This window comes from Aquihabitans sp. McL0605, assembly GCF_049993875.1.
Taxonomy (GTDB): domain Bacteria; phylum Actinomycetota; class Acidimicrobiia; order Acidimicrobiales; family Iamiaceae; genus Aquihabitans.
In genome coordinates, this window is the sequence record NZ_CP188252.1 from 1,431,303 (window position 1) to 1,452,237 (window position 20,935).

The 20,935-nt window shown below is 71.4% G+C and carries 20 protein-coding genes; 9 read left to right on the forward strand and 11 right to left on the reverse strand.

Annotation, left to right across the window (positions count from 1 at the left end):
• Window positions 1-60: 60 nt before the first annotated feature.
• The 4 genes from ACPPVX_RS06445 to ACPPVX_RS06460 form a co-directional block, all read right to left on the reverse strand.
• On the reverse strand, window positions 61-474 hold the full coding sequence (locus ACPPVX_RS06445) for an NUDIX hydrolase (RefSeq protein WP_426574073.1): 414 nt from the start codon (window positions 472-474) through the stop codon (window positions 61-63).
• The gene (locus ACPPVX_RS06450) at window positions 474-2,585 is read right to left on the reverse strand and encodes an RNA degradosome polyphosphate kinase (RefSeq protein ID WP_426574074.1); all 2,112 of its coding nucleotides are present in this window, start codon (window positions 2,583-2,585) and stop codon (window positions 474-476) included. The genes ACPPVX_RS06445 and ACPPVX_RS06450 overlap by 1 nt, the downstream gene beginning before the upstream one ends.
• 75 nt (window positions 2,586-2,660) lie before the next feature.
• A complete protein-coding gene (locus ACPPVX_RS06455) occupies window positions 2,661-2,930 on the reverse strand; it encodes a hypothetical protein (RefSeq protein ID WP_426574075.1) in 270 nt (89 codons plus the stop codon).
• Between the two features lie 55 nt (window positions 2,931-2,985).
• Window positions 2,986-4,380 carry a S1C family serine protease gene (locus ACPPVX_RS06460; protein ID WP_426574076.1) on the reverse strand — a complete coding sequence of 465 codons (1,395 nt, stop codon included), beginning with the start codon at window positions 4,378-4,380 and terminating at the stop codon, window positions 2,986-2,988.
• A gap of 200 nt (window positions 4,381-4,580) precedes the next feature.
• Here ACPPVX_RS06460 and ACPPVX_RS06465 point away from each other — a divergent pair, with 200 nt between their 5' ends.
• Window positions 4,581-4,832 (forward strand): WhiB family transcriptional regulator, encoded by a 252-nt coding sequence (locus ACPPVX_RS06465; protein WP_426574077.1) that lies wholly within the window; start codon window positions 4,581-4,583, stop codon window positions 4,830-4,832.
• An 11-nt stretch (window positions 4,833-4,843) separates the two neighbouring features.
• Here the strand turns inward: ACPPVX_RS06465 and tatA are convergent, their stop codons facing one another.
• Window positions 4,844-5,041: a twin-arginine translocase TatA/TatE family subunit gene (gene tatA, locus ACPPVX_RS06470; RefSeq protein ID WP_426574078.1), complete on the reverse strand. Its 198-nt coding sequence runs from the start codon at window positions 5,039-5,041 to the stop codon at window positions 4,844-4,846.
• Window positions 5,042-5,126: 85 nt separating this feature from the next.
• Between tatA and ACPPVX_RS06475 the strand changes: the two genes are divergently transcribed.
• Window positions 5,127-5,906 (forward strand): glutamate formimidoyltransferase, encoded by a 780-nt coding sequence (locus ACPPVX_RS06475; RefSeq protein ID WP_426574079.1) that lies wholly within the window; start codon window positions 5,127-5,129, stop codon window positions 5,904-5,906.
• A 10-nt stretch (window positions 5,907-5,916) separates the two neighbouring features.
• Here the strand turns inward: ACPPVX_RS06475 and ACPPVX_RS06480 are convergent, their stop codons facing one another.
• Window positions 5,917-6,228, reverse strand: coding sequence for a WhiB family transcriptional regulator (locus ACPPVX_RS06480; RefSeq protein ID WP_426574080.1), 312 nt, complete (start codon window positions 6,226-6,228; stop codon window positions 5,917-5,919).
• A gap of 177 nt (window positions 6,229-6,405) precedes the next feature.
• Between ACPPVX_RS06480 and ACPPVX_RS06485 the strand changes: the two genes are divergently transcribed.
• Entirely contained in the window at window positions 6,406-7,380 is a 975-nt protein-coding gene (locus ACPPVX_RS06485) for an alpha/beta fold hydrolase (RefSeq protein ID WP_426574081.1), read from the forward strand.
• A gap of 15 nt (window positions 7,381-7,395) precedes the next feature.
• Here ACPPVX_RS06485 and ACPPVX_RS06490 read toward each other — a convergent pair whose 3' ends face one another.
• On the reverse strand, window positions 7,396-9,429 hold the full coding sequence (locus ACPPVX_RS06490) for a VWA domain-containing protein (protein ID WP_426574082.1): 2,034 nt from the start codon (window positions 9,427-9,429) through the stop codon (window positions 7,396-7,398).
• A gap of 57 nt (window positions 9,430-9,486) precedes the next feature.
• Here ACPPVX_RS06490 and ACPPVX_RS06495 point away from each other — a divergent pair, with 57 nt between their 5' ends.
• The 3 genes from ACPPVX_RS06495 to ACPPVX_RS06505 all read left to right on the forward strand — a co-directional run bounded on the left by ACPPVX_RS06495 (window position 9,487) and on the right by ACPPVX_RS06505 (window position 13,183).
• Window positions 9,487-10,710 (forward strand): family 1 glycosylhydrolase, encoded by a 1,224-nt coding sequence (locus ACPPVX_RS06495; protein ID WP_426574083.1) that lies wholly within the window; start codon window positions 9,487-9,489, stop codon window positions 10,708-10,710.
• A 69-nt stretch (window positions 10,711-10,779) separates the two neighbouring features.
• Window positions 10,780-11,952 carry a hypothetical protein gene (locus ACPPVX_RS06500; RefSeq protein ID WP_426574084.1) on the forward strand — a complete coding sequence of 391 codons (1,173 nt, stop codon included), beginning with the start codon at window positions 10,780-10,782 and terminating at the stop codon, window positions 11,950-11,952.
• Between the two features lie 46 nt (window positions 11,953-11,998).
• Complete coding sequence (locus ACPPVX_RS06505; RefSeq protein ID WP_426574085.1) at window positions 11,999-13,183, forward strand: hypothetical protein; 1,185 nt, start codon at window positions 11,999-12,001, stop codon at window positions 13,181-13,183.
• Window positions 13,184-13,211: 28 nt separating this feature from the next.
• On the opposite strand, the gene ACPPVX_RS06510 is transcribed toward ACPPVX_RS06505, so the two are convergent.
• Window positions 13,212-13,580, reverse strand: coding sequence for a VOC family protein (locus ACPPVX_RS06510; RefSeq protein ID WP_426574086.1), 369 nt, complete (start codon window positions 13,578-13,580; stop codon window positions 13,212-13,214).
• A 10-nt stretch (window positions 13,581-13,590) separates the two neighbouring features.
• Window positions 13,591-14,937, reverse strand: coding sequence for a magnesium chelatase (locus tag ACPPVX_RS06515; RefSeq protein WP_426574087.1), 1,347 nt, complete (start codon window positions 14,935-14,937; stop codon window positions 13,591-13,593).
• Window positions 14,938-15,131: 194 nt separating this feature from the next.
• Between ACPPVX_RS06515 and ACPPVX_RS06520 the strand changes: the two genes are divergently transcribed.
• Window positions 15,132-17,282: a glycoside hydrolase family 2 protein gene (locus tag ACPPVX_RS06520; protein WP_426574088.1), complete on the forward strand. Its 2,151-nt coding sequence runs from the start codon at window positions 15,132-15,134 to the stop codon at window positions 17,280-17,282.
• On the opposite strand, the gene ACPPVX_RS06525 is transcribed toward ACPPVX_RS06520, so the two are convergent.
• Window positions 17,262-17,696: an ImmA/IrrE family metallo-endopeptidase gene (locus tag ACPPVX_RS06525; RefSeq protein WP_426574089.1), complete on the reverse strand. Its 435-nt coding sequence runs from the start codon at window positions 17,694-17,696 to the stop codon at window positions 17,262-17,264. The two genes, ACPPVX_RS06520 and ACPPVX_RS06525, sit on opposite strands and share 21 nt — an antisense overlap.
• A gap of 48 nt (window positions 17,697-17,744) precedes the next feature.
• On the reverse strand, window positions 17,745-18,092 hold the full coding sequence (locus ACPPVX_RS06530; protein WP_426574090.1) for a helix-turn-helix domain-containing protein: 348 nt from the start codon (window positions 18,090-18,092) through the stop codon (window positions 17,745-17,747).
• Between the two features lie 168 nt (window positions 18,093-18,260).
• On the opposite strand from ACPPVX_RS06530, the gene ACPPVX_RS06535 reads away from it, so the two are divergent.
• Window positions 18,261-19,007 carry a succinate dehydrogenase cytochrome b subunit gene (locus ACPPVX_RS06535; RefSeq protein WP_426574091.1) on the forward strand — a complete coding sequence of 249 codons (747 nt, stop codon included), beginning with the start codon at window positions 18,261-18,263 and terminating at the stop codon, window positions 19,005-19,007.
• Window positions 19,008-19,015: 8 nt separating this feature from the next.
• A complete protein-coding gene (locus ACPPVX_RS06540; RefSeq protein WP_426574092.1) occupies window positions 19,016-20,932 on the forward strand; it encodes a fumarate reductase/succinate dehydrogenase flavoprotein subunit in 1,917 nt (638 codons plus the stop codon).
• Window positions 20,933-20,935 lie beyond the last annotated feature (3 nt).

Below are 20,935 nucleotides of genomic sequence, written 5' to 3' on the forward strand. Positions count from 1 at the left end.
TGCCATCGCCCCTCAGGACGGTTCCGACCGCACCGATCCGGGCGGCCCGCCCACCGGGTATCAGCCGACGGGCGCGAACCCGTCGAGCAGCTGCCGGTCGTGTCCGTAGCTGACCAGGGCGGCAGCCTCGTCAGCCGGGAGCCACCGCACCTCGTCGACCTCGTCGTTGGGCTCGAACATGCCACCGGTGACGGTCATCGCCCAGTAGCGCACCAGCTTGGAGCGCCCCTTGTGGTCGCGGTAGCGGACCTCGTCGAGCTCGGGCCCGAAGGCCACCTGGAGGCCGGTCTCCTCGAGCACCTCGCGCTCGGCCGTCTGCTCGAACGACTCACCGGGGTCGCACTTCCCCTTCGGGAAGCTCCAGTCGTCGTAGCGCGGCCGGTGCACGAGCAGGACCTCGAGCTGGCCGTCGGTGCGCCGCCACACCAGGCCGCCCGCCGCCAGCACCTGCGGTCGCTCCGGATCGACCGCCATCAGGCGTCGACGTCGGCCCGGCGGGCCCGGGTCAGGGCCAGCTCCTGGAACCGGAGGTGGGCGTCGACCGTGCCGCCGGCGTCGATCGGCGCGACCCGCGTCCACTCGCCGTCGGGACCGAGGGCCCACGCCAGCGTGTCGTCGGCCATGCACACCTGGAGGATCTCCATGACCCGGCGCTGCAGCAACGGATCGATCACCGGCACCAGGGCCTCGATGCGACGATCGAGGTTGCGGGGCATCAGGTCGGCGGAGCCGATGTAGGTGACGGCATCGCCGGGGCCGGAGCCGTTGGCGAAGTGGTAGATGCGCGAGTGCTCGAGGTAGCGGCCGATCAGCGACCGGACCCGGATGTGCTCGGAGAGGCCGGGGACCCCAGGGCGCAGGCAGCAGATGCCCCGGATGATCAGGTCGATCTCGACGCCGGCCTGCGATGCCGCGTACAGCCGATCGATGATCTCGGGGTCGACCAGGCTGTTCATCTTCATGACGATGCGGCCTTCGGGGGCCACCGTCTCCTGATCGATCAGCTCGTAGAGCCGGCTGCGCAAGGGGTGGGGCGCCACCAGGAGGCGCCGGTACTGCACGTTGCGCCCGTACCCCGTGAGGAAGTTGAACAGCTGGGCCAGGTCGGCCCCGACGAGCGGGTCGGCGGTCAGCACGCCCAGGTCCTCGTAGAGCTTGGCGGTCTTGGCGTTGTAGTTGCCCGTGCCGATGTGGCAGTAGCTGCGCACCCCGGTGCCCTCGTCGCGCACGACGAGGGCCGTCTTGGTGTGGGTCTTGAGCCCGACGAGCCCGTAGGTGACGTGCACCCCGGCCTGCTCCAGGGCGCGGGCCCAGCCGATGTTGGCGGCCTCGTCGAAGCGGGCCTTCAGCTCGACGAGCGCCGCCACCTGCTTGCCGCGCTCGGCCGCCCGGATGAGCGACTTGATGATCGAGCTGTCACCGGACGTGCGGTACAGCGTGAGCTTGATGGCGAGCACCTTGGGGTCTCGCGACGCCTGCCGCACGAACTCCTCGACCGATGTGGAGAACGAGTCGTACGGGTGGTGCACCAGCACGTCGCCGTCGGCGATCACCGAGAAGATGTCGGGCCTCTCGTCGTCGGTCACCGCCAGGCGGGCCTGGGTGACCGGGGTCCACGGCTCGTCCTTGAGGTCGGGCCGGTCGAGGTCTCGCAGGGCCCACAGGCCGCCGAGGTCGAGGGGGCCGACGCTCTCGTGGACGGCATCGTCGGTCAGGTCGAGCTCGCGGACGAGCAGCTCGCGCACCTCTCGCGTCACCCGGGCATCGACCTCGAGGCGCACGGCCGAGCCGAACCGCCGGCGGCGCAGCTCCATCTCCACGGCGGCCAGCAGATCGTCGGCCTCCTCCTCCTCGAGGGTGAGGTCGGCGTTGCGGGTGACGCGGAAGGCGAACGTCTCGACGACGTCCATCCCCGGGAACAGGCGGTCGAGGTGGGCGGCGATCACCTGCTCGAGCGGTACGAACCGCTCGCCATCGGGCATGACCACGAACCGGGGCAGCAGCGGCGGCACCTTCACGCGGGCGAAGCGGCGCTCGTCGTTGGTGGGGTCTCGCAGAACGACCGCCAGGTTGAGCGAGAGGCTCGAGATGTACGGGAAGGGGTGACCCGGGTCGACGGCCAGGGGCGTGAGGACCGGGAAGATCCGCGCCTCGAACTCGCCGACGAGGTACTCCCAATCGTCCTCGTCGAGCTCCTTCCAATCGGAGAAGACCACGCCCACATCGGCCAGCGCCGGGACGATGTCGTCGAGGAAGAGGTGCTCGAGCCGGTCGACCAGGTCGCCCACCCGCTGGGCGATGGCCTTCAGCTGGTCGCCCGGGCTCTTGCCATCGGGCGAGGTGCGCCCCAACTTGGCCAGGAGCTGGTCGGACAGGCCCGCCACCCGGACCTGGAAGAACTCGTCGAGGTTCTGGCTGAAGATGGCGCAGAACTTGGCCCGCTCGAGCAGCGGCACCCGCGGGTCGGCGGCCGACTCCAGCACGCGTGCGTTGAAGTCGAGCCACGAGAGCTCTCTGTTCAGGAACCGATCAGCGTCGAGGCTCCGGTCGCCATCGTCGGACTGGTCGGCGAGATCGGGCTCCATGGCCCCGGAGCGTAGCGACGCTCGCGGACGGCCAACAGACCTGGAGGTGTCCGCCCGGTGAACGGACGGCGCGGATCAGTCCTCGGGGAGGCCGAGGTCCCAGTCGAGCAGCAGGTTCTCGCGCTCGGCGTCGCGGATCACGCGCTCGCGGTTGCGGCGGAACTGCGGATCGTGTGGCGGCACCAGCTGGAGCCGGGCCTGCATGCGGACCCGGAACCCTTCGATGAGCGCCCGGTCGCCGAAGTCGCTCTGCAGATCCCAGTGCGGGGCGACAGGGCCCAGGTAGACCACGCGCACGTGGCCTCGTGGCGGTTCCTGGGACAGCTCGGGCTCGGTCGACGACATGACGCCAACCTTAGCGGTGGGGTGCCGGATCGCTCATCTCGGCCCGACGACGACCTCAGGGCCCGAGCGTCACCCGGAAGGTCTGGCGCTGGCCCCTGCGCTCGACGGTGACCTCGACCTGGTCGCCGGGCTGGTAGCGGCGCACCATCCGGGTGAGGTCGGTGGCGCCCAGGATCTCCTGCCCGTTGAGCTCCCGGACGACGTCGCCCTCCTGGATGCCGGCGCTCGACGCACCGCCCTTCGGGTCGACCGAGGACACCAGCGCGCCCTGGTCGGCGGTGATGCCGAACTGGTCCTTGAGCTGCTGGGGGACATTGGGCGAGTCGACGTCGACCGAGGTCAGGCCGAGGACCGCGGTGTCGGCCGTGAGATCGCCGCCGCCGGCCTTGAGCGTCTCGATGAGGTCCTGGACCGAGTCGATGGCGATCGAGAAGCCGACGTTCTGCGCCCCCGCGATGATGGCCGTGTTGATGCCCACGACCTCGCCGCTGGCGTTGACCAGCGGACCGCCGGAGTTGCCCGGGTTGATCGCCGCATCGGTCTGGATGAGGTTGTCGAGGCGCAGGGCGCCCTCGTTGATCTCGCGGTCCTTGGCCGACACGATGCCGCTGGTCACGCTCGGGTCGCCGCCCAGGTTGAGGGCGTTGCCGATGGCCACCACCGGGTCACCCACCAGCAGGTTGGCGCTCGATCCCATCTTGGCCGGGGTGAGGTCGGTGCGGTCGGCCCGGATGAGGGCGATGTCGTCGGCCGTCGACGCGCCCACCAACTTGGCCTCCACGGAGGTGCCGTCGCTGAAGCGCACCGAGATGTTGCTGCCCGCACCCTCGATGACGTGGGCGTTCGTCAGGATCAGCCCATCGGAGGAGATGACCACCCCGGAACCGGCCCCGCCGAAGAGGCCATCGGGGCTGCCGGTCTGGATGGTGACGACCGACGGACGGGCGATGTCGAGGATCTTCTGGATGTCGAGCGGCTCGGCGGAGCGAAGCGGCTGCGTGGTGGTGGTGGTGGCCCCCGACGCCTCGTCGTTGCGATCGCCCAGCGCATAGGACGCGAACGCCGCCCCGACCAGGAGCGAACCGAACAGGAAGGCGCAGAACGCGATGAGCACGGTGCTGCGCGGCTTGTCGGGCTTGCCGGTGGACAGGGCGTGGGGAAGGCGGGGCTCGGGCCACCCCGTGGGCGGCGCCGGCGGGGCGCCCGGCGGGCGGGCGTCGTCGGCGACGGGGGCACGGCCACCGAGCGCGGCCGTGAGCGGCGCCTCGGGAGGCGTCGCCGGCCCGCTGGCGGCCTGGTGGCGGGCCATCGGGGGCGACGAGACGGCCCCGGGAGCAGCGGCCGACGGCCGGGCCGACGCGGCCGCTCCACCCGAGCGCGGCGCCCACGGGTTGAAGGCCGATGACGGCTGCTCTGCATTGGGGTGACGGCCGTCGCGTCCCGATCTCATGACGCCATGCAAGCAGGTTTTGGCCGTATCTCCACCGCGTCTGCACCGAACCCACACGGAGGGCGGGGAACCATGGCCGGGCCGGGAACGTCAGGAACCGAGACGAACACGTCCTGTTCCGGTCGGGAGCACCCCTCGGCCTGACAGCGACCAGCTGCCAGAACCCCAGCGGGATCACGTTCGATCCCAGAGGAGCCCACATGGACGAGGTCCAGCTCGAGTGGATGAACGAAGGCCACTGCCGGTGGTATCCGCCGGCCGCCTTCTTCCCGAGCGACGGGGTCGGTGTCGACGCTGCTCGCCAGATCTGCGCCGAGTGCCCCGTCCGTGCCGAGTGCCTCGAGTACGCGCTCGACAACCGGATCGATCACGGCGTGTGGGGCGGTTGCTCCGAGCGGGAGCGCCGGCGCATCCTCAAGCGGCGCCGCCAAGAGGCTGCTGCCGCGGTCTGAGCGGGCTCGTGTCAGCTGGCGGAGTCTGAGGGCTTCGTGGCTTCGGACGACGCCTCGTCGGTCTTCGGCTTGTCGCCGTCGTCCTGGCCCTTCTTGAACTCGCGCTGCGCCTCGCCGAGCGACTTGGCGAGCTTCGGCAGCTTCGCGCCGCCGAACAGCACGAGCACGATGATGAGCACGATGATGAGTTCCGGCGGTCCAAGGCCCATGTGGTCACCGTAACCCCTTGGGTCGATTGCCACCACGTCGGGGCCTGAATTCCCCACGACCTGCGGCATCCGTGAAGCTGGTGGCGTGCTCGAGTGCGTCATCAACATCAGCGAGGGTCGCGACCGGGCGGCGATCGACGAGATCGCGGCCGCGGCAGGCCCGTCGCTGCTCGACGTGCACACCGATGCCGACCACAACCGCTCGGTCCTGACGGTCGTGGGCGAAGCGGCGGCCCGGGCGGTGGCCGCGGCGGCGGTCGAGCGCCTCGACCTCCGGTCCCACCAGGGCGCGCACCCGCGCATCGGTGTGGTCGACGTGGTGCCGTTCGTCGCCCTCGACGGCAGCAGCACCGGCGACGCGGTGGCCGCCCGCGACGCGTTCTGCACCTGGGCCGGGAGCGAGCTCGGCGTGCCGTGCTTCCGCTACGGCGCCGAGCGGACCCTGCCCGATGTGCGCCGCGGGGCGTTCGCCAACCTGGCACCCGACTGCGGGCCCGAGCACCCCCACCCCACCGCCGGCGCCATCGCGGTGGGCCAGCGTCCGGTGCTCGTGGCGTACAACGTGTGGCTCGCCGAGCCCGACCTGGCGCGGGCCCGGGCAATCGCGACGCAGCTGCGCAGCCAGGAGGTGCGGACGCTCGGCCTCCTGGTGGGCGACGAGGTGCAGGTGTCGATGAACCTGATCGACCCGCTGCGCACCGGGCCGGGTCGTGTGGTCGACGCCGTGGCGGCCCTGGCGCGGATCGACCGGTGCGAGCTGGTGGGGCTGGTGCCCGCCGCGGTGCTGGCCCGGGAGCCCGAAGCCCGCTGGGACGAGCTCGATCTGAGCGCCGACCGGACGATCGAGGCGAGGATCCGCAGCTAAGCGGAACCGATCAGGCGGTGGCGGAAGCGCCGCCGGCGTCGCCACCGGCTTCGACCTCGAGGGCGGAGCGACGGGCGAGGGCCCGCTGGCGGCGGATGCGCCGGCGCTCCCGCTCGCTCAGGCCACCCCAGATGCCGAACTTCTCGCCGTTGGCCAGGGCGTACTCCAGGCAGTCCTCCCGCACGACGCAGCCCTTGCAGACCTCCTTGGCCTCCCGCGTGGACGCGCCGCGCTCGGGGAAGAAGAGGTCGGGATCGACGCCAAGGCAGTTGGCGAAGTCCTGCCATCCCTTGGCTTCGGCTGGTTCGGTTGCTTCGTGCATGTGGGCTGACCCCCAGAGTCGTCCCGATTGGGGAGGCACCCGTACGATCGGGTGCCAGTGGTGGCCGGTGGTGCCGAAGCACTTCCCATACCACGCATGAAATTACATTGGTGTGATCTTCGCCGCTGGCGGACGGAAGCGCAAGCAGAACTTGGCCGTGGGCCACGAGGAGCCACCATGAGCGACCCGATCGACGAGCCGTGGGAACCGCGCCCCGGAGCCGACGAGGGCTACGCGCTGTTCGCCAAGGAGCGGCGCGTCGTGGCCGATGACGGCACCCCGATCGCGTACACGTTCCGCAACCAGGGCGGACCCGCCGCTCCCCTGCTGTTCGCCAACGGCTGGTCGTGCAGCGACGCCTACTGGGGCAAGGTGCTGCCGCTGCTCGAGGCGGCGGGGCACCCGTGCCTGCTCCCCGACACCCGCGGCCACGGCCGCTCGGGCCTGCCTCGCACACCGGGGCGGGGCGCCCGCAACCTCACCATCGACGACCTGTCGATGCCGCGCATCGCCCGCGACCTGCTGTCCGTGCTCGACGACGCCGGCGTGGAGTCGGCGATCGTGATCGGCCACTCGATGGGCGTGCAGACCGCCCTCGAGGTGTACCGCCAGGCACCCGATCGCGTGCAGGCGCTGGTGCTGGTGGCCGGCACCGCGGAGAACCCGGCCAAGACCTTCTACGGCACCTCGGCGTTCGACCACCTCTTCCCCGTGGGCGCCGGCATCGTCCGCTGGTTCCCCGAGATCCTCGCCCCGGTGTGGGCCACCATCGGCCCGGCCTCGGTGGGCCACCTCGGCGCCCGCCTGTCCGGTGCCGCCGGCCCCAAGGCCACCAAGGAGGACCTCCACCCGTACCTGCTCCACGTGAAGTCCACCGACCCCGCCGTCGTGGTGCTGCTGGCGGCCGCCATGCGGGCCCACAGCGCCACCGACCTGCTGTCCAGCATCACCGCCCCCACCCTCGTGGTCGCAGCGGGTGCCGACCCGTTCACCCCGGCGCGGTGCTCGGAGGCCATCCACCACGAGGTGCCCGGCAGCGAGCTGCTGGCGTTCGCAGGGGCATCCCACACCCTGCCCATCGAGGAGCCCGACGCCCTGGTGGCGGCGATCGAGGACTTCGCGGCCCGACGGCTCGGCGCTCCGAGCCGCTGATCGGGCCGGCGGCGGCTACCCGGTCCGACGGCCCCGGCCCGCCCGCGACTGCGAGCGACGGCTCTCGAGGAAGTCGACCAGCACGTAGTCGCCCAGCGTCTCGGGAGTGGTGAAGAAGGCGCGGCCCTTGTTCAGCTGGGTGAGCTGCTCGATGAAGCGCTGCAGGTGGGCGGTGGCGTCGAGCATGAACGTGTTGATGCGGATGCCCTCGCGCGTGGCCCGCATCACCTCGGTGAGCGTGGCGTCGACCGTTTCCTGCGTGGGCGGGTAGCTGAAGACCGGGTGCCCGCTGGCGGTGATGTGGGCGGTGGGCTCACCGTCGGTGATCATGATGATCTGCTTGGTGCCGTACTCGCGGGCGAGCATCTTGCGGGCCAGCTGGAAGCCGTGCTGCATGTTGGTGCCGTAGACGTAGTCCCAGCTGACCTCGGGGAGGTCTCGGGGCTCGATCACCCGGGCCACCTCGCTGAAGCCCACCAGGCCGAGGAAGTCCCTCGGGTACTGGCTGGAGATGAGCGAGTGCAGGGCCATCGCCACCTTCTTGGCCGCGAGGAAGTTGTCGCGCATCGGCATCGACAGCGAGAGGTCGACCATCAGCACGGTGGCCGACCGCGTGGTGAGCTCGGTCTGCTCGATCTCGAAGTCGTCGGGTGAGAGGCGCACCGGGGTGCCGCCCCCCTGGCGGGCGACCGCGTTGCGGATGGTGCGCTCGATGTGGAGGTTGAACGGGTCGCCGAACTCGTAGGGCTTGGTGTCCATCGAGCGCTCGTGGCCGATGCCCGTGCGGGTGAGCTCGTGCTGGCCGAGCTTGTCTCGGGCCAGCTTCGAGAACAGGTCGTTCAGGGCGTGCTTGCCGATGCGGCGCAGGCCCGCAGGCGTGAGCTCGAAGCGGCCCTCGCGGTTCTCGATGAGCCCGGCATCCTCGAGCATCTTGGCCAGCTCGGCCATCTTCTCGAGGCTGTCGGCCGCCTCCTCGCCCAGGAGCTGGCGGGCCCGGTCGAGATCGACCTCCGCCAGGGCACCGGGGTTGGCGGCTCCTCGCATCAGCTGCTCGAGCTGGTCCAGGTCGCCGAGCTCGTTCATCACCTCGGCCGCGTCGGCGAACCCGAGCGGGTCCTGGCCCTCGAAGTCGTAGCGCCGGTTCCACCCCATGTCGGGGAACGCCTGCTGGAGGTTGGCCGAGAGCTGGTCCATCTGCCAGCGGAGGTCCATGTCTTCGAGGAGCTGCTCGGACAGGCCCTGGAGCTGCGCCCGCTGCTCGGGCGTCATCGAGTTCATCATCGCCTGCATGGCGGCCATGCGGCGGGCCATCACCTCGAGCAGCTCCTCGAGGTTCTGCGGGTCTTCGGGGAAGAAGTCGCCGTAGCGCTCCATGAAGCCGTCGAAGTCGGGCTCCTTGCCCGCGTTGCGGTCCTGGAGCATCTGGTTGAGCTCGGCCAGCATGTCCTTGGTGCGGGCGAGGGCCTCGGGCGAGACGTCGTTCATGGCCCCGGCCATCTGGTTGAACCACCGCTGCGCGAGCTGCTCGCGCAGCTGGTCGGTCAGCTCCTCGAAGCGCTCGCGCGCCTCGCTGCTCGTGAAGTCGTACTCCGACAGCTCCTTCACCATGCCCGCGAGGTCCGGGGGAAGCAGGTCGAGCTCCATGCGCCGCTCGGACACGGCTTCGTCGGTGACCTCCTTGCGACGGGCGTCGCCGGACTCGTCGGCGTCGCGCTGCAACCGGTCGAGCGCGTCTCGCTCCATGTCGACCACCTCGCGGAGCTGCTCCGCGATGTCGTCGTAGACGCCCCCGAGGTCGTACTGCTCCAGGCGCTCGCGGCGGCTCTGGCGCAGCTTCTCCATGAGGTCCTTCATGCCCTGGATCCGCTCGCCGTTGCGGTCGTCGAACCCGGAGTTCATGAGCCGGCGGAGGGCCGCGTTCAGGTCGCCGTGGTAGAGGAGGTCGTCGTTGATCTCGTTGAGCAGCGAGTCGGCATCGAGCTCGAAGCCGACCTGGGTGCCATCCCAGCGGGAGTACCGGACCTTCGAGGCCTGCGAGCGACGGATCACGGTCCGAGGCTACGCCCGCTTCGCGGGAATCGCGGCCGGGTCGGCGAGGATGCAGGCATGTCGTTTCCCGAGGACTTCTGGTGGGGTGGCGGTGCATCGTCCGATGCCACCGAGGGTGCGGCCGACGCGTCCGACCGGCGCGACTGGGAGGTGCGGGGCCGCCTCGCCGAGTCCGGGACCGGGATCGGCTTCGCCTCCTCGTTCGTCGACGACCTCCCGCTCCTCGCCGACGTAGGGCTCGGCCACCTGCGCTACGTGCTCGACTGGTCCCGTCTGGAGCCGGAGCCCGGCCGGCACGACACCGCCGCCGTGGAGCACGCGCGGCAGGTCCTCGAGGCCGCCCGAGCCGCAGGGGTGTCCGTCTGGGCCTGCCTCCACGACGGGTCGCTCCCCGGCTGGTTCGCGGTCGACGAGCACGGGTTCGGCGATGCCCGCAGCCGGGGGTACTTCTGGTCGCGCCACGTGGAGTTCGTCGGCGAGGGGTTCGGCGACCTCGTCCACGGGTGGGTCCCCACGTTCGAGCCCAACCGCTGGGCCGCCCGCGGGTGGCTCGACGGGGTGCGGCCCCCCGGCCGCCACGACGACGGCGAGGGCTTCACGGGCGCGCTGGAGGGCGTGCTGCTCGCGTCGGTCGACGCCGCCCTCAGGCTCCGTCAGGACGGCCAGCCCGTGGCCACCGCCCACTGGCTGGTGCCGGTGTTCCCGGCCCGGCTGGCGCCGGACGCACCCCCGACGGCCGACGCCGAGGTGATGGCCCAGAAGGTCGACGAGGTGCACCGCCGGAGCTGGCTGCGCCTCCTCGCCGAGGAGACCCTCGTGCTGCCCAACCGGTCGCCGATCGAGGTGCCCGGAGCCCGCGAGGCGTTCGACCTCATCGGGTTCACGTACCGCCACGCGCTCGCCGTGCGCGGCGACGGAGCTCTGCTCCCCTACCCGCAGGCGCTGGCCACCGGGCCCGACGGCCAGGTGGCCTGGGCCGAGGGGCTGGCCCTCGTGCTGCACCAGCTCGCCGACGCGCTGCCCGAGCGGCCCCTGCTCATCGCCGGCGTCGGCGCACCCGTGCCCGCCGACGGCGACCAGGAGGAGTACGTCCGCGAGGTCCTCGAGGTGGCCGAGGATGCGGCGGCCGGCGGCATCGACCTGCGCGGCCTGTGGTGGACGGGACCGATCGACGGCCCCGGCCAACCGTCGGGACGGGCGCTGGTGCGGTCGGACCGCTCCCTCCGCCCGGCCGGCGACCTCCTCAGCCGGGTCGCGGGTGGCGCACCGGTCCCGCGCTGAACGGCGCCGACCCTGGGCGGCGGCCGGCCTCACCAGCCCGGACCACCGCCGCCGGTAGGGTCCGGATCCGTGAGGCTGCCTGACCGGATCTGGGTTCCCGGCCTGGCCGCCCTGCTCCTCGCCCTGGTGTTCGTGGGCGCGCTGCTCGTGCGAGCCGATCGCGATCCGTCGGTGCTCGTGCACGCCGGTCCGCCCTGGACCTCGGCGGAGGGCGCCCGCGGTTCGCTGACCGTCCAGGACGCCGACGCCGCCTTCGACGGCCAGTTCTTCTACCGGATCGGGCTGGCGCCCTGGTCCACCGCCAAGACCGTCGATGGCGTCACCTTCGACCTCCCGTCGCTGCGCAACGCCCGGTGGGGGTACGGCGCGCTCGCCTGGGTGGCGAGCGGCGGCGACCCCGACCTCGTCCCGTGGGCCCTGATCGGCCTGAACCTGGTGGCAGCGGCCGCGGTCGGTGCCATCGGCGGCGGCCTGGCGCGCAGCGCCGACCGTCACGCCGCGTGGGGCCTCCTCCTGTTCCTCTGGCCGGGGTTCGCCTACTCGCTCAGCCTCGACACCTCGGAGCTGGTCGCCGCGTCGTTCCTGCTCGGGGCCCTCCTCGCCCTCCGGCACCGTCGATGGGTGGCGACCGGTCTGCTGCTCTGCGCCGCCGTGCTCACGCGCGACACCACCACGGTCGTGCCGTTCGCCGTCGTGCTCGCCGGGCTGTGGGCGGGGCGGGGCGACGACGAGGTGCGGCGGAGCGCGCTCCCCCAGGTGCTCGCCGGCGGCACCGCCCTGGCGGTGTTCGGGGGCTGGCAGCTCCTCCAGCGCGACCGCTTCGGGGCCCTCCCGCTCAGCTCGTCGGGCGACAACAACCTGACCGCGCCGCTGAGCGGCCTGGTCGACCAGCTCACCAAGGTGGTGCCGCCGAGCGGCGGCACCGAGGCGTTCCGCCTGCTCTCGATCCTCGGGCTCATCGCCCTGGTGGCCGCCGCCGGCTGGGCCCTGTGGCGCACCCGCCGGATGTGGCTCGACGCCGAGCGGATCGCGTGGCTCGGCGCCGTGGCCGTGGTGCTGCTCCTCAACGCGTACCTCTGGTCAGGCGCCACCGCGTTCATGCGCGCCGCCACCGAGGCGGGCCTGCTGTCGACCCTGCTCCTCATCCGGGCCGCGCCCCGCCGCCTCCTGGTGACGGCCGGCATCGGCCTGGGTGGCCTCTGGGTCCTCACGGTGGTGGCGCAGCTCGGCAAGGTCGGCTGACCCCGCTGCACCCAGGGACCGGGGCGCGCTCTTAGAGTGGCCGCCGATGCAGGAGCGGGGCACCACCACCGAGCAGGACGCCCCCCGGTGGTGGTGGCCGACGTTCACGGCCGTCGCGCTGATCGTCGCCGTTCCACTGATCATCAGCGGCCCGGGCAACGACCTCGACGTCGGCAACGTGTTCCGGTCGGGCCGCTCGATCGCGAGGCACCTCGCCTACGTGCCCAGCCGGCCGCCCGGCGCACCGGTGCACGAGACCATCGTCGGCATCCTCGACCTCATCGGCGGCCCGGTCCTCACCAACCTGGCGTCGCTCGCGGCGGCGGGCGTGCTGGTGTGGGCCCTCGATCGGCTGCTCCACGACGAGGGCGTCGGCCGAGCGGGACGGTGGGGCGTCGCCCTCGTCGCCGCCAACCCGTGGTTCATCATCGCCGCCACCTCCACCGCCGACTACGTGTTCGCCCTGATGTTCTGCGTGCTCGCAGCCCTCGCGCTGCGCGCCGACCGACCGGTGCTGGCCGGGGTGCTCGCCGCCGCCGCCATGGGCAGCCGGGTCGGCTCGATGACGCTGATCGCCGCCGCCTTGTTCGCCGAGCTGGGCACCGGCCGTCCGGCGCGCCGTCGCGTCCTCGTCACCGCCGTCGTGTGCGGGCTGGTCACCCTGGTCCTGTTCATCCCGTCCGCGGTCCACGCCGGTGGGCTGTCGTTCGCCCAGAACGACTTCTCGTCGTCCACCCCGCTCGTCCAGCTGGGCCGGGCCGTGGCCAAGGACCTCCTGCTGCTCGGCCTGCCCACGGTGATCGTGGCCCTCGCGGCGCTGCCGGCCGTGGTCACCGCGATCCGCTCCTGGTCGGCGTCGTGGCTGGTGCGATTCGCCGTACCCGGACTGGTCCTGTCGCAGGTCCTGTTCATCCGGTTCCCCTGGAAGATGGCCCACCTCCTCCCCTCGCTCCTCTGCATCGCCATCCTCTACGCGGTGGCCCTGAAGGACCGGCCGAGGGTGCTGATGGCGATGGTGGCGCTGCAGCTCCTCTTCGCCGTGGTCCGCATCGACGTGATCCAGCCCGACGATGCCAACGAGGCCAGCGGAGGCCGGCTCAGCCCCGGCATCAGCTGGGGCCCGGTGGTGACCGATTGGCGCTGCCGGCGCGACCACCCCCACGCCTACCTCGGACGCCAGAAGGAGGAGATCGAGGTGGCGTGGGACTGCGCGGCCCCGTACCGGAACTGACCGGGCAGCCGGCCCGCCCCGGCGCGCCTCAGCCGAAGGTGTGGTGGACGGCCTCGACGTTGTTGCCGTCGGGGTCTCGCACGAAGGCGCCGTAGTAGCCGGCGTGGTACTCGGGCCACACCTTGGCCGGGTGCAGCACCTCGGCCCCCTGGGCCTCGGCGGCCGCCAGGAACGCATCGACCGCTTCGCGGCTGGGGGCCTGGAACGCCAGGTGCGACTGGCGGTTGGGGATGGCGTCGGAGGCGGTGCCGATCCAGAAGCTCGGGAAGGTGTCGCCGTACCCGATGGCGTGCTCGTCGCCCATGAGCCGGCGGTAGCCCAGCGGCTCGAACACGGCGTCGTAGAACGTGGCGGCAGCAGCCAGGTCGTCGACCTGGATGGACACGTGGTCGAGCATGGAGCCCCCGTCAGCGAGCGCGGTACGTGGACCGGACGCCGCGGTGGTCGGCGTCCTTGTTGAGCCGCTTCGAGAGGTGCAGGCCCTCGAGCAGGAACTCCACGGCGCTGGCCACCACCGCGGGGCGCTCGTCGTCGCCGACCAGGGCGATCACGGCCGATCCGATGGCCGGCACCTCGGCCGCCAAGCGGGCCTCGTCGACCGCCGGGACGTCTTCGCCGGCGTGGATGACGCGGCCGTCGTCGAACGCCTCGATCACGCCGCGCAGCTCCGTGACGTCGAGCCGGTCGCGGAACACGGTGAGCACCGACTGGCGCACGAGGCGCTCGATGACCTCGCCGCCGTCGTCGTCGAGCGTGTCGAGCTCGACCTTGCCCGACGTGGAGGCCGCCAGCGCCTCCAGGTCCGAGACCCGCGGCACCACGCTGGTGTCGCCGGTCTTGAGCGCCCGGCGGGCAGCGTTGGCGACCAGCGTCTCGGCGTTGGTGACGGTGAGGCGCACCGACACGCCGGAGCGCTGGTTGATGTGGCTGCTCTGGCGGGCCAGCTGCGACAGGGTGGCCACCACCTCGGACATGAAGTCGGGGACCACCACCTCGAGGCCATCGTCGGTCAGGGGGACGGCCTCCTGGGCGACGATCGCCATCTCGGTCTCGACGTCGAGCGGGTAGTGGGTGCGGATCTGGGCGCCGAAGCGATCCTTCAGCGGGGTGATCAGCCGGCCGCGGTTGGTGTAGTCCTCGGGGTTGGCCGACGCGAACAGCACGACGTCGAGCGGCAGGCGGACCTTGAAGCCGCGGATCTGCACGTCGCGCTCCTCGAGCACGTTCAGCAGGCCCACCTGGATGCGCTCGGCCAGGTCGGGGAGCTCGTTGATGGCGAAGATGCCGCGGTTGGTCCGCGGCACCAGCCCGTAGTGGAGCGTGAGCTCGTCGGACAGGTAGCGGCCCTCGGCCACCTTGATGGGATCGACCTCACCGATCAGGTCGGCGATGGACGTGTCGGGCGTGGCCAGCTTCTCGCCGTAGCGCTCGTCGCGGTGCACCCAGTCGATCGGCGTGTCGTCGCCCTTCTCGGCGATGAGCTCCCGGGCGTGGCGCGACACCGGCGCGAACGGGTCGTCGTTGATCTCGCTCCCGGACACGATGGGCATCCACTCGTCGAGCAGGTCGGTGAGCGACCGGATCATGCGGGTCTTGGCCTGGCCGCGCTCGCCCAGGAAGATCACGTCGTGCCCGGCCAGGATGGCGTTCTCGAGCTGGGGGAGGACGGTGTCCTCGTAGCCGAGCACCGCCTCGACGAGCGGTACGCCGGCCCGCATGCGGGCGATGGCGTTGCGCCGGATCTCCGTCTTCACGGGGACCGACTCCCACCCGCTCTCGCGCAGTTGCCCGATCGTTGCTGGCCGATTCGACATGGCCCTGAAGCTACCGCCGTCCCCTCCGAATTTCGCCTGCTCCAGCCGCGCCGTTCCAGAAGGGCACCGCACCGAGGGGCGCGGCGGCGCGCGGCTGGGTGCGTCCTCGGGGGCGACGGGTAGCGTCGGCGGCCATGGACCTCGGAGGCACCTGGCGGGCGGCGGTGGCCGACGAGGACCTTCGGCGCACCTGGCTGGACACCGACGACGACCACGACTGGGATCCGGTCACCGTCCCCGGGCACTGGCGCAGCGACCGCGGCTTCGAGCGATCGGACGGGCCGCTCCTCTACCGGACCCGCTTCGAGCACCAAGGGCCGACCCACCACGACGAGCGCTGGTGGCTCCGGTTCGACGGCCTCTTCTACCAGGGCGACGTGTGGCTCGACGGCTCGTACGTGGGCGACACCGAGGGCTACTTCGTGCCCCACACGTTCGAGGTGACCGAGGCCCTGGCCGCGCGCACCGAGCACACCCTGGGCGTGGAGGTGACCTGCAACCCGCCCGGCGACCTCACGGCCAAGCGCAACATCACCGGGTCGTTCCAGCACGCCTCCTACCTCGACCCGGCGTGGAACCCCGGCGGCATCTGGCGCCCGGTGCAGCTCGAGCGCACCGGTCCCGTGCGCATCCGCCACGCCCGCGTGCTCTGCCGTGACGCCTCCGAGCGCCTCGCCACCGTCGCGTTCCGGGTGGTGCTCGACGCGGCGGTCGCATGCGAGGTGTCGCTGCGCTCCACCGTGGGCGGCGTGGACCACGTGGTGCAGCGCCGGCTGGCCGCCGGAGAGAACCAGGTCGAGTGGACGGTGGGGATCGACGATCCCGCGCTGTGGTGGCCGCACGCGCTCGGGGACCAGCCGCTCCACGAGGTGATCGTCGCGGTCACGCCGGTCGACGAGGCCACCGGCCTGCCCATCGGCGGGGTCAGCCACCGCATCACCCGCCGCATCGGCCTCCGAGAGGTGCACCTCAACGCGTGGGTCCTCCACGTCAACGGGGAGCGGCTGTTCCTGAAGGGGGCCAACCTCGGCCCCACCGACATGCGCCTCGCCGAAGCGCGGCCCTCGGCCCTGGTCCGCGACGTCGAGCTGGCCAAGGCGGCCAACCTCGACCTCATCCGGCTCCACGCCCACATCTCCCGCCCGGAGCTCTACGACGCGGCCGACGAGGCGGGGATGCTCATCTGGCAGGACTTCCCGCTGCACCGCGGCTACGCCCGGAGCATCCGCAAGCAGGCGCAGCGCCAGGCCCGCGAAGCCGTCGACCTGCTCGCCCACCACCCGTCGGTGGCCATCTGGTGCGCGCACGACGAGCCCCTCACGCTCGAGCGCGACCTCAGCACCGCACCCGACGAAGGCGTGAGCCCCGCCCGGTACGTGCTGGCCCAGGAGCTCCCGTCGTGGAACCGCACGATCCTCGACCGCTCCGTGAAGCGAGCCATCGAGAAGGCCGACGGCAGCCGTCCGGTCATCGCCCACTCGGGCGTGCTGCCCCACCCGCCGCAGCTCGACGGCACCGACAGCCACCTGTCGTTCGGCTGGAACCACGGCGACGAGCGCGACCTGGCCGGCTTCGCCCGAGCCGTGCCACGGATGGTGCGCTTCGTGTCGGAGTTCGGCGCGCAGTCGGTGCCCACCAGCGCCCGGTTCGCCTCGCCCGAGCGGTGGCCCGACCTGGACTGGGAGGCGCTGGCCGACACCCACGGCATGCAGCGCGGGGTGTTCGACCGGCGCGTGCCGGCGGTGGACCACCCGTCGTTCGAGGCGTGGCAGCAGGCCACCCAGGAGTACCAGGCCGACCTGATCACCCACCACGTGCTCACGCTGCGCCGCCTCAAGTACCGACCCACCGGCGGCTTCGCCCAGTTCCTGCTGGCCGACGGCCACCCCGCCATCTCCGGGTCGGTGCTCGACCACGAGCGCACGCCCAAGCTGGCCTACCACGCGCTCGCCGAGGCCTGCCGACCCGTGGTGGTGGTGGCCGACCGGCTGCCCGCCGAGCTGGTGGGCGGCGAGACGCTGGCCCTCGACGTGCACGTGGTGAGCGACCTGCGGCGGCCCGTGGAGCAGCTCGAGGTGACCGCCCGCCTGGCGTGGGAGGGTGGCGAGCAGCGCTGGCGGTTCGGGGGTGCGGTGGCGGCCGACACCTGCGTGCGCGTGGGGACCCTGCAGGTGGAGGTGCCTGACGAGCCCGGGCCCGTCACGCTGCACCTCGAGCTCACCGGCCAGGGCGTGCCGGGCGGAACCGTGACCCGCACCGACCGGTCACGCATCGTGCTCGCGTAGCAGCGAGCCGCCCGACACCTGGTAGAGGTGCACCACCCGGGCGGCCGCTCGTGGGGACAGGTCGAACTCCTCGGCCAGGTCGGCGACGGTGACCGGGCCGACCGTGCTCCGGGACCGGACGAAGCGCTCGACCTCGCCGGGAGGCGCCAGCCGGCGCAGCGCGGTGCGCCAGACCCGTTCCTCCTCGAGCTCCATGGTGGATGCGGTGGCGTCGGGCCAGCCCACACCGCGCTCGACGTGCACCAGCTCGTGGGCGAGCACCTCGCGGCGCGACCGCCGGTCGAGGGTCTCCTCCAGCAGGATCTCGTCGCCCTCAGGACGGCGCGTCCAGCGGCCGCGCTCGCCGTGCAGCGGGGCGAACCACAGCTCGACGCGGGTGGTCCGCAGGCTGGCCCAGGGGTTCCAACGACTCATGACGGGAGTCTGCCGAGCGCCTCTGACAGCGAGGTCGGGGCTCGGCCGTCAGCCGGGCCTGGGCCGCGAGCTCCTGGAGGTGCGAGGCGGGTCTGGGGCCGATGCACGGTGGAGCGCATCGGCGGCGAAGGTGACCGGGCGGGACTGCTGCGGGTCGTCGAGGACCGGCTGGAACGCGGTCACGCCGTCGAACAGCAGGGCCAGCGGATGGACCGAGAGCTGGGTGGCGAGGCGCTCCACGGTGCGCAGCGTGAGGTTGCGCTCGCCGCGCTCGACGGCACCCACGAAGGTGCGGTGCCAGCCCACGTGCTCGCCGAACGACTCCTGGGAGAACCCCATCTGTCGCCGGAGCCGGCGGAGGTTGTCGCCGACGATGACCTGCATCTCACCTTCCATGGAGGTACACCTTCGATGCCAGCGCCCTCGGCTGCGACAGACTAATGAGTGGCACCCACCGCTGTGACCTGGGACTTTGATGTCCGGTTCTCGCTCGATCACGAGGCCGCCGGCCGCGGCGCCCATCGTTTGTTCCGAGGGTGGCGGCCAGAGGTAGCGTCACCAGCGATGGCTACGACAACGGTTGCCCGAGGCTCCGCCGCAGGTGGAGCACCAAGGGCCAAGCGCAAGGCCCCCTTCCCGATCGAGTTCTACCGGTCCGCCCTGGGCAAGAAGTACATCATGGCGATCACCGGGATCATGCTCATGGGATTCGTCTTCGCCCACATGGTGGGCAACCTGAAGATGTACCTGGGGCCGAACCACTTCAACGAGTACGGCGAGTTCCTCCGCCAGATCCTCGTCCCGATCCTGCCGCGGACCGTGTTCCTGTGGCTGCTCCGGCTCGGCCTCATCGGCGCGTTCGCCCTGCACATCTCCTCCGCGTACTCCCTCACCCGGATGAACCACGCGGCCCGGGAGATGAAGTACCAGAGCAAGCGCGACTACATCGCCGCCAACTTCGCCAGCCGCACCATGCGCTGGACCGGCATCATCGTCGGCCTGTTCCTGGTGTGGCACCTGTTCGACCTGAGCTGGACGGGCACCGGGTTCCACTACGTGCGGGGCCTCGCCTACCAGAACGTCGCCAACAGCCTCGACCGGCTCCCCGTCGCCATCCTCTACCTGGTCGCCAACATCGCGCTCGGCATCCACCTGTTCCACGGGTCGTGGAGCCTCTTCCAGTCCATGGGCTGGAACAACCCCAAGTTCAACTCGTGGCGCCGCAACTTCGCCGCCGTCTTCGCCGCCCTCATCGTCATCGGGAACTGCTCGTTCCCGCTGGCCGTGCAGTTCGGCATCGTGAGCAACTAGGAGCCCCTGTGATCCTCGACTCCAAGATCCCTGACGGTCCGATCGAAGACAAGTGGACGAACTACAAGTTCGACCGCAAGCTCGTGAACCCGGCCAACCGGCGCAAGTACGACATCATCGTCGTGGGCACCGGCCTGGCCGGCGGCGCCGCCGCCGCCACGCTCGGCGAGCAGGGCTACAACGTGAAGGCCTTCACCTTCCACGACTCGCCCCGCCGAGCCCACTCGATCGCCGCCCAGGGCGGCATCAACGCCGCCAAGAACTACAAGGGCGACGGCGACTCCGTCTACCGCCTCTTCTACGACACGGTGAAGGGCGGCGACTTCCGGGCACGCGAGGCCAACGTCTACCGCCTGGCCGAGGAGTCGGTCCGCATCATCGACCAGATGACGGCGCAGGGCGTGCCCTTCGCCCGCGAGTACGGCGGCCTGCTCGACAACCGCTCGTTCGGCGGCGCCCAGGTCTCCCGCACCTTCTACGCCCGCGGCCAGACCGGCCAGCAGCTCCTGCTGGGCGTGTACTCGCAGCTCGCCCGCCAGGTGGGCCTCGGCAACGTGGCCCTCTACAACCGCTCCGAGCTGGTCGATGTCGTCGTGGTCGACGGCAAGGCCGCCGGCATCGTGGTCCGAGACCTCCTCACCGGCCAGCTGACCAGCCACTCGGCCCACGCCGTCGTGCTCGCCACCGGCGGCTACTCCAACGCCTTCTTCCTCTCCACCAACGCCATGGCGTGCAACGTCACGGCGGCGTGGCGGGCCCACCGCAAGGGCGCCGCGTTCGCCAACCCCTGCTACACGCAGATCCACCCCACGTGCATCCCGCAGAGCGACGACTTCCAGTCGAAGCTCACCCTGATGTCCGAGAGCCTCCGCAACGACGGCCGCATCTGGTGCCCCAAGAGCCCCGACGAGACCCGTCCCGCCGCCCAGATCCCCGAGGAGGACCGCGACTACTACCTCGAGCGCCGCTACCCCTCGTTCGGCAACCTGGCCCCACGAGACATCGCCAGCCGCGCGGCCAAGGTGGTCGTCGACGAGGGCAAGGGCGTCGGCCCGCTGAAGAACGGCGTCTACCTCGACTTCTCCGACGCCATCGACCGGCTCGGCCGCCACACCATCGAGGAGCGCTACGGCAACCTCTTCGAGATGTACGAGCGCATCACCGACGAGTCGCCGTACGAGACGCCGATGCGCATCTACCCCGCCGTCCACTACACGATGGGCGGGCTCTGGGTGGACTACGAGCTCATGACCACCATCCCCGGCCTCTATGCCGCGGGTGAGGCCAACTTCTCCGACCACGGGGCCAACCGGCTGGGCGCCTCGGCGCTCATGCAGGGCCTGGCCGACGGCTACTTCGTGCTGCCCAACACCATCAGCAACTACCTGGCCCCCCAGCTCGGCACCACGCCGGTCCCCACCGACCACCCCGAGTTCCAGGCCGCCGAGGCGGCCGCCCAGGAGCGCTTCGCTGGCTACCTCGCCATCGGCGGCACCCGCTCCCCCGACTCCTTCCACCAGGAGCTGGGCAAGATCATGTGGGACTACTGCGGCATGGAGCGCACCAGGGAGGGGCTCGAGAAGGCCCTCTCGGAGATCCCCGCCCTGCACGAGGAGTTCCGCAAGGACCTCCGGGTCACCGGCAGCGGCCAGAGCACCAACCAGACGCTCGAGAAGGCCGGCCGCATCGACGACTTCTTCGAGCTCGCCCAGGTGATGTGCCTCGACGCCCTCACCCGCGAGGAGAGCTGCGGCGGCCACTTCCGCGCCGAGCACCAGACCGAAGAGGGCGAGGCCGAGCGCGACGACGAGCACTTCGCCGAGGTCGCCGCGTGGGAGTGGACGGGAGACCCCACCAAGCCCATCCGCAACACCGAGCCGCTCACCTTCGACAACGTCCACCTCGCCGTCCGGAGCTACAAGTGACCG

Coding starts and splice junctions, on each gene's coding strand:
- ACPPVX_RS06495 (WP_426574083.1), top strand. CDS start 9,487: ATGTCGTTTCCCGAGGACTTCTGGTGGGGTGGCGGTGCATCGTCCGAT.
- ACPPVX_RS06480 (WP_426574080.1), bottom strand. CDS start 6,228: ATGCACGAAGCAACCGAACCAGCCGAAGCCAAGGGATGGCAGGACTTC.
- ACPPVX_RS06455 (WP_426574075.1), bottom strand. CDS start 2,930: ATGTCGTCGACCGAGCCCGAGCTGTCCCAGGAACCGCCACGAGGCCAC.
- ACPPVX_RS06465 (WP_426574077.1), top strand. CDS start 4,581: ATGGACGAGGTCCAGCTCGAGTGGATGAACGAAGGCCACTGCCGGTGG.
- ACPPVX_RS06450 (WP_426574074.1), bottom strand. CDS start 2,585: ATGGAGCCCGATCTCGCCGACCAGTCCGACGATGGCGACCGGAGCCTC.
- ACPPVX_RS06445 (WP_426574073.1), bottom strand. CDS start 474: ATGGCGGTCGATCCGGAGCGACCGCAGGTGCTGGCGGCGGGCGGCCTG.
- ACPPVX_RS06485 (WP_426574081.1), top strand. CDS start 6,406: ATGAGCGACCCGATCGACGAGCCGTGGGAACCGCGCCCCGGAGCCGAC.
- tatA (WP_426574078.1), bottom strand. CDS start 5,041: ATGGGCCTTGGACCGCCGGAACTCATCATCGTGCTCATCATCGTGCTC.
- ACPPVX_RS06460 (WP_426574076.1), bottom strand. CDS start 4,380: ATGAGATCGGGACGCGACGGCCGTCACCCCAATGCAGAGCAGCCGTCA.
- ACPPVX_RS06535 (WP_426574091.1), top strand. CDS start 18,261: ATGGCTACGACAACGGTTGCCCGAGGCTCCGCCGCAGGTGGAGCACCA.
- ACPPVX_RS06505 (WP_426574085.1), top strand. CDS start 11,999: ATGCAGGAGCGGGGCACCACCACCGAGCAGGACGCCCCCCGGTGGTGG.
- ACPPVX_RS06520 (WP_426574088.1), top strand. CDS start 15,132: ATGGACCTCGGAGGCACCTGGCGGGCGGCGGTGGCCGACGAGGACCTT.
- ACPPVX_RS06510 (WP_426574086.1), bottom strand. CDS start 13,580: ATGCTCGACCACGTGTCCATCCAGGTCGACGACCTGGCTGCTGCCGCC.
- ACPPVX_RS06525 (WP_426574089.1), bottom strand. CDS start 17,696: ATGAGTCGTTGGAACCCCTGGGCCAGCCTGCGGACCACCCGCGTCGAG.
- ACPPVX_RS06530 (WP_426574090.1), bottom strand. CDS start 18,092: ATGGAAGGTGAGATGCAGGTCATCGTCGGCGACAACCTCCGCCGGCTC.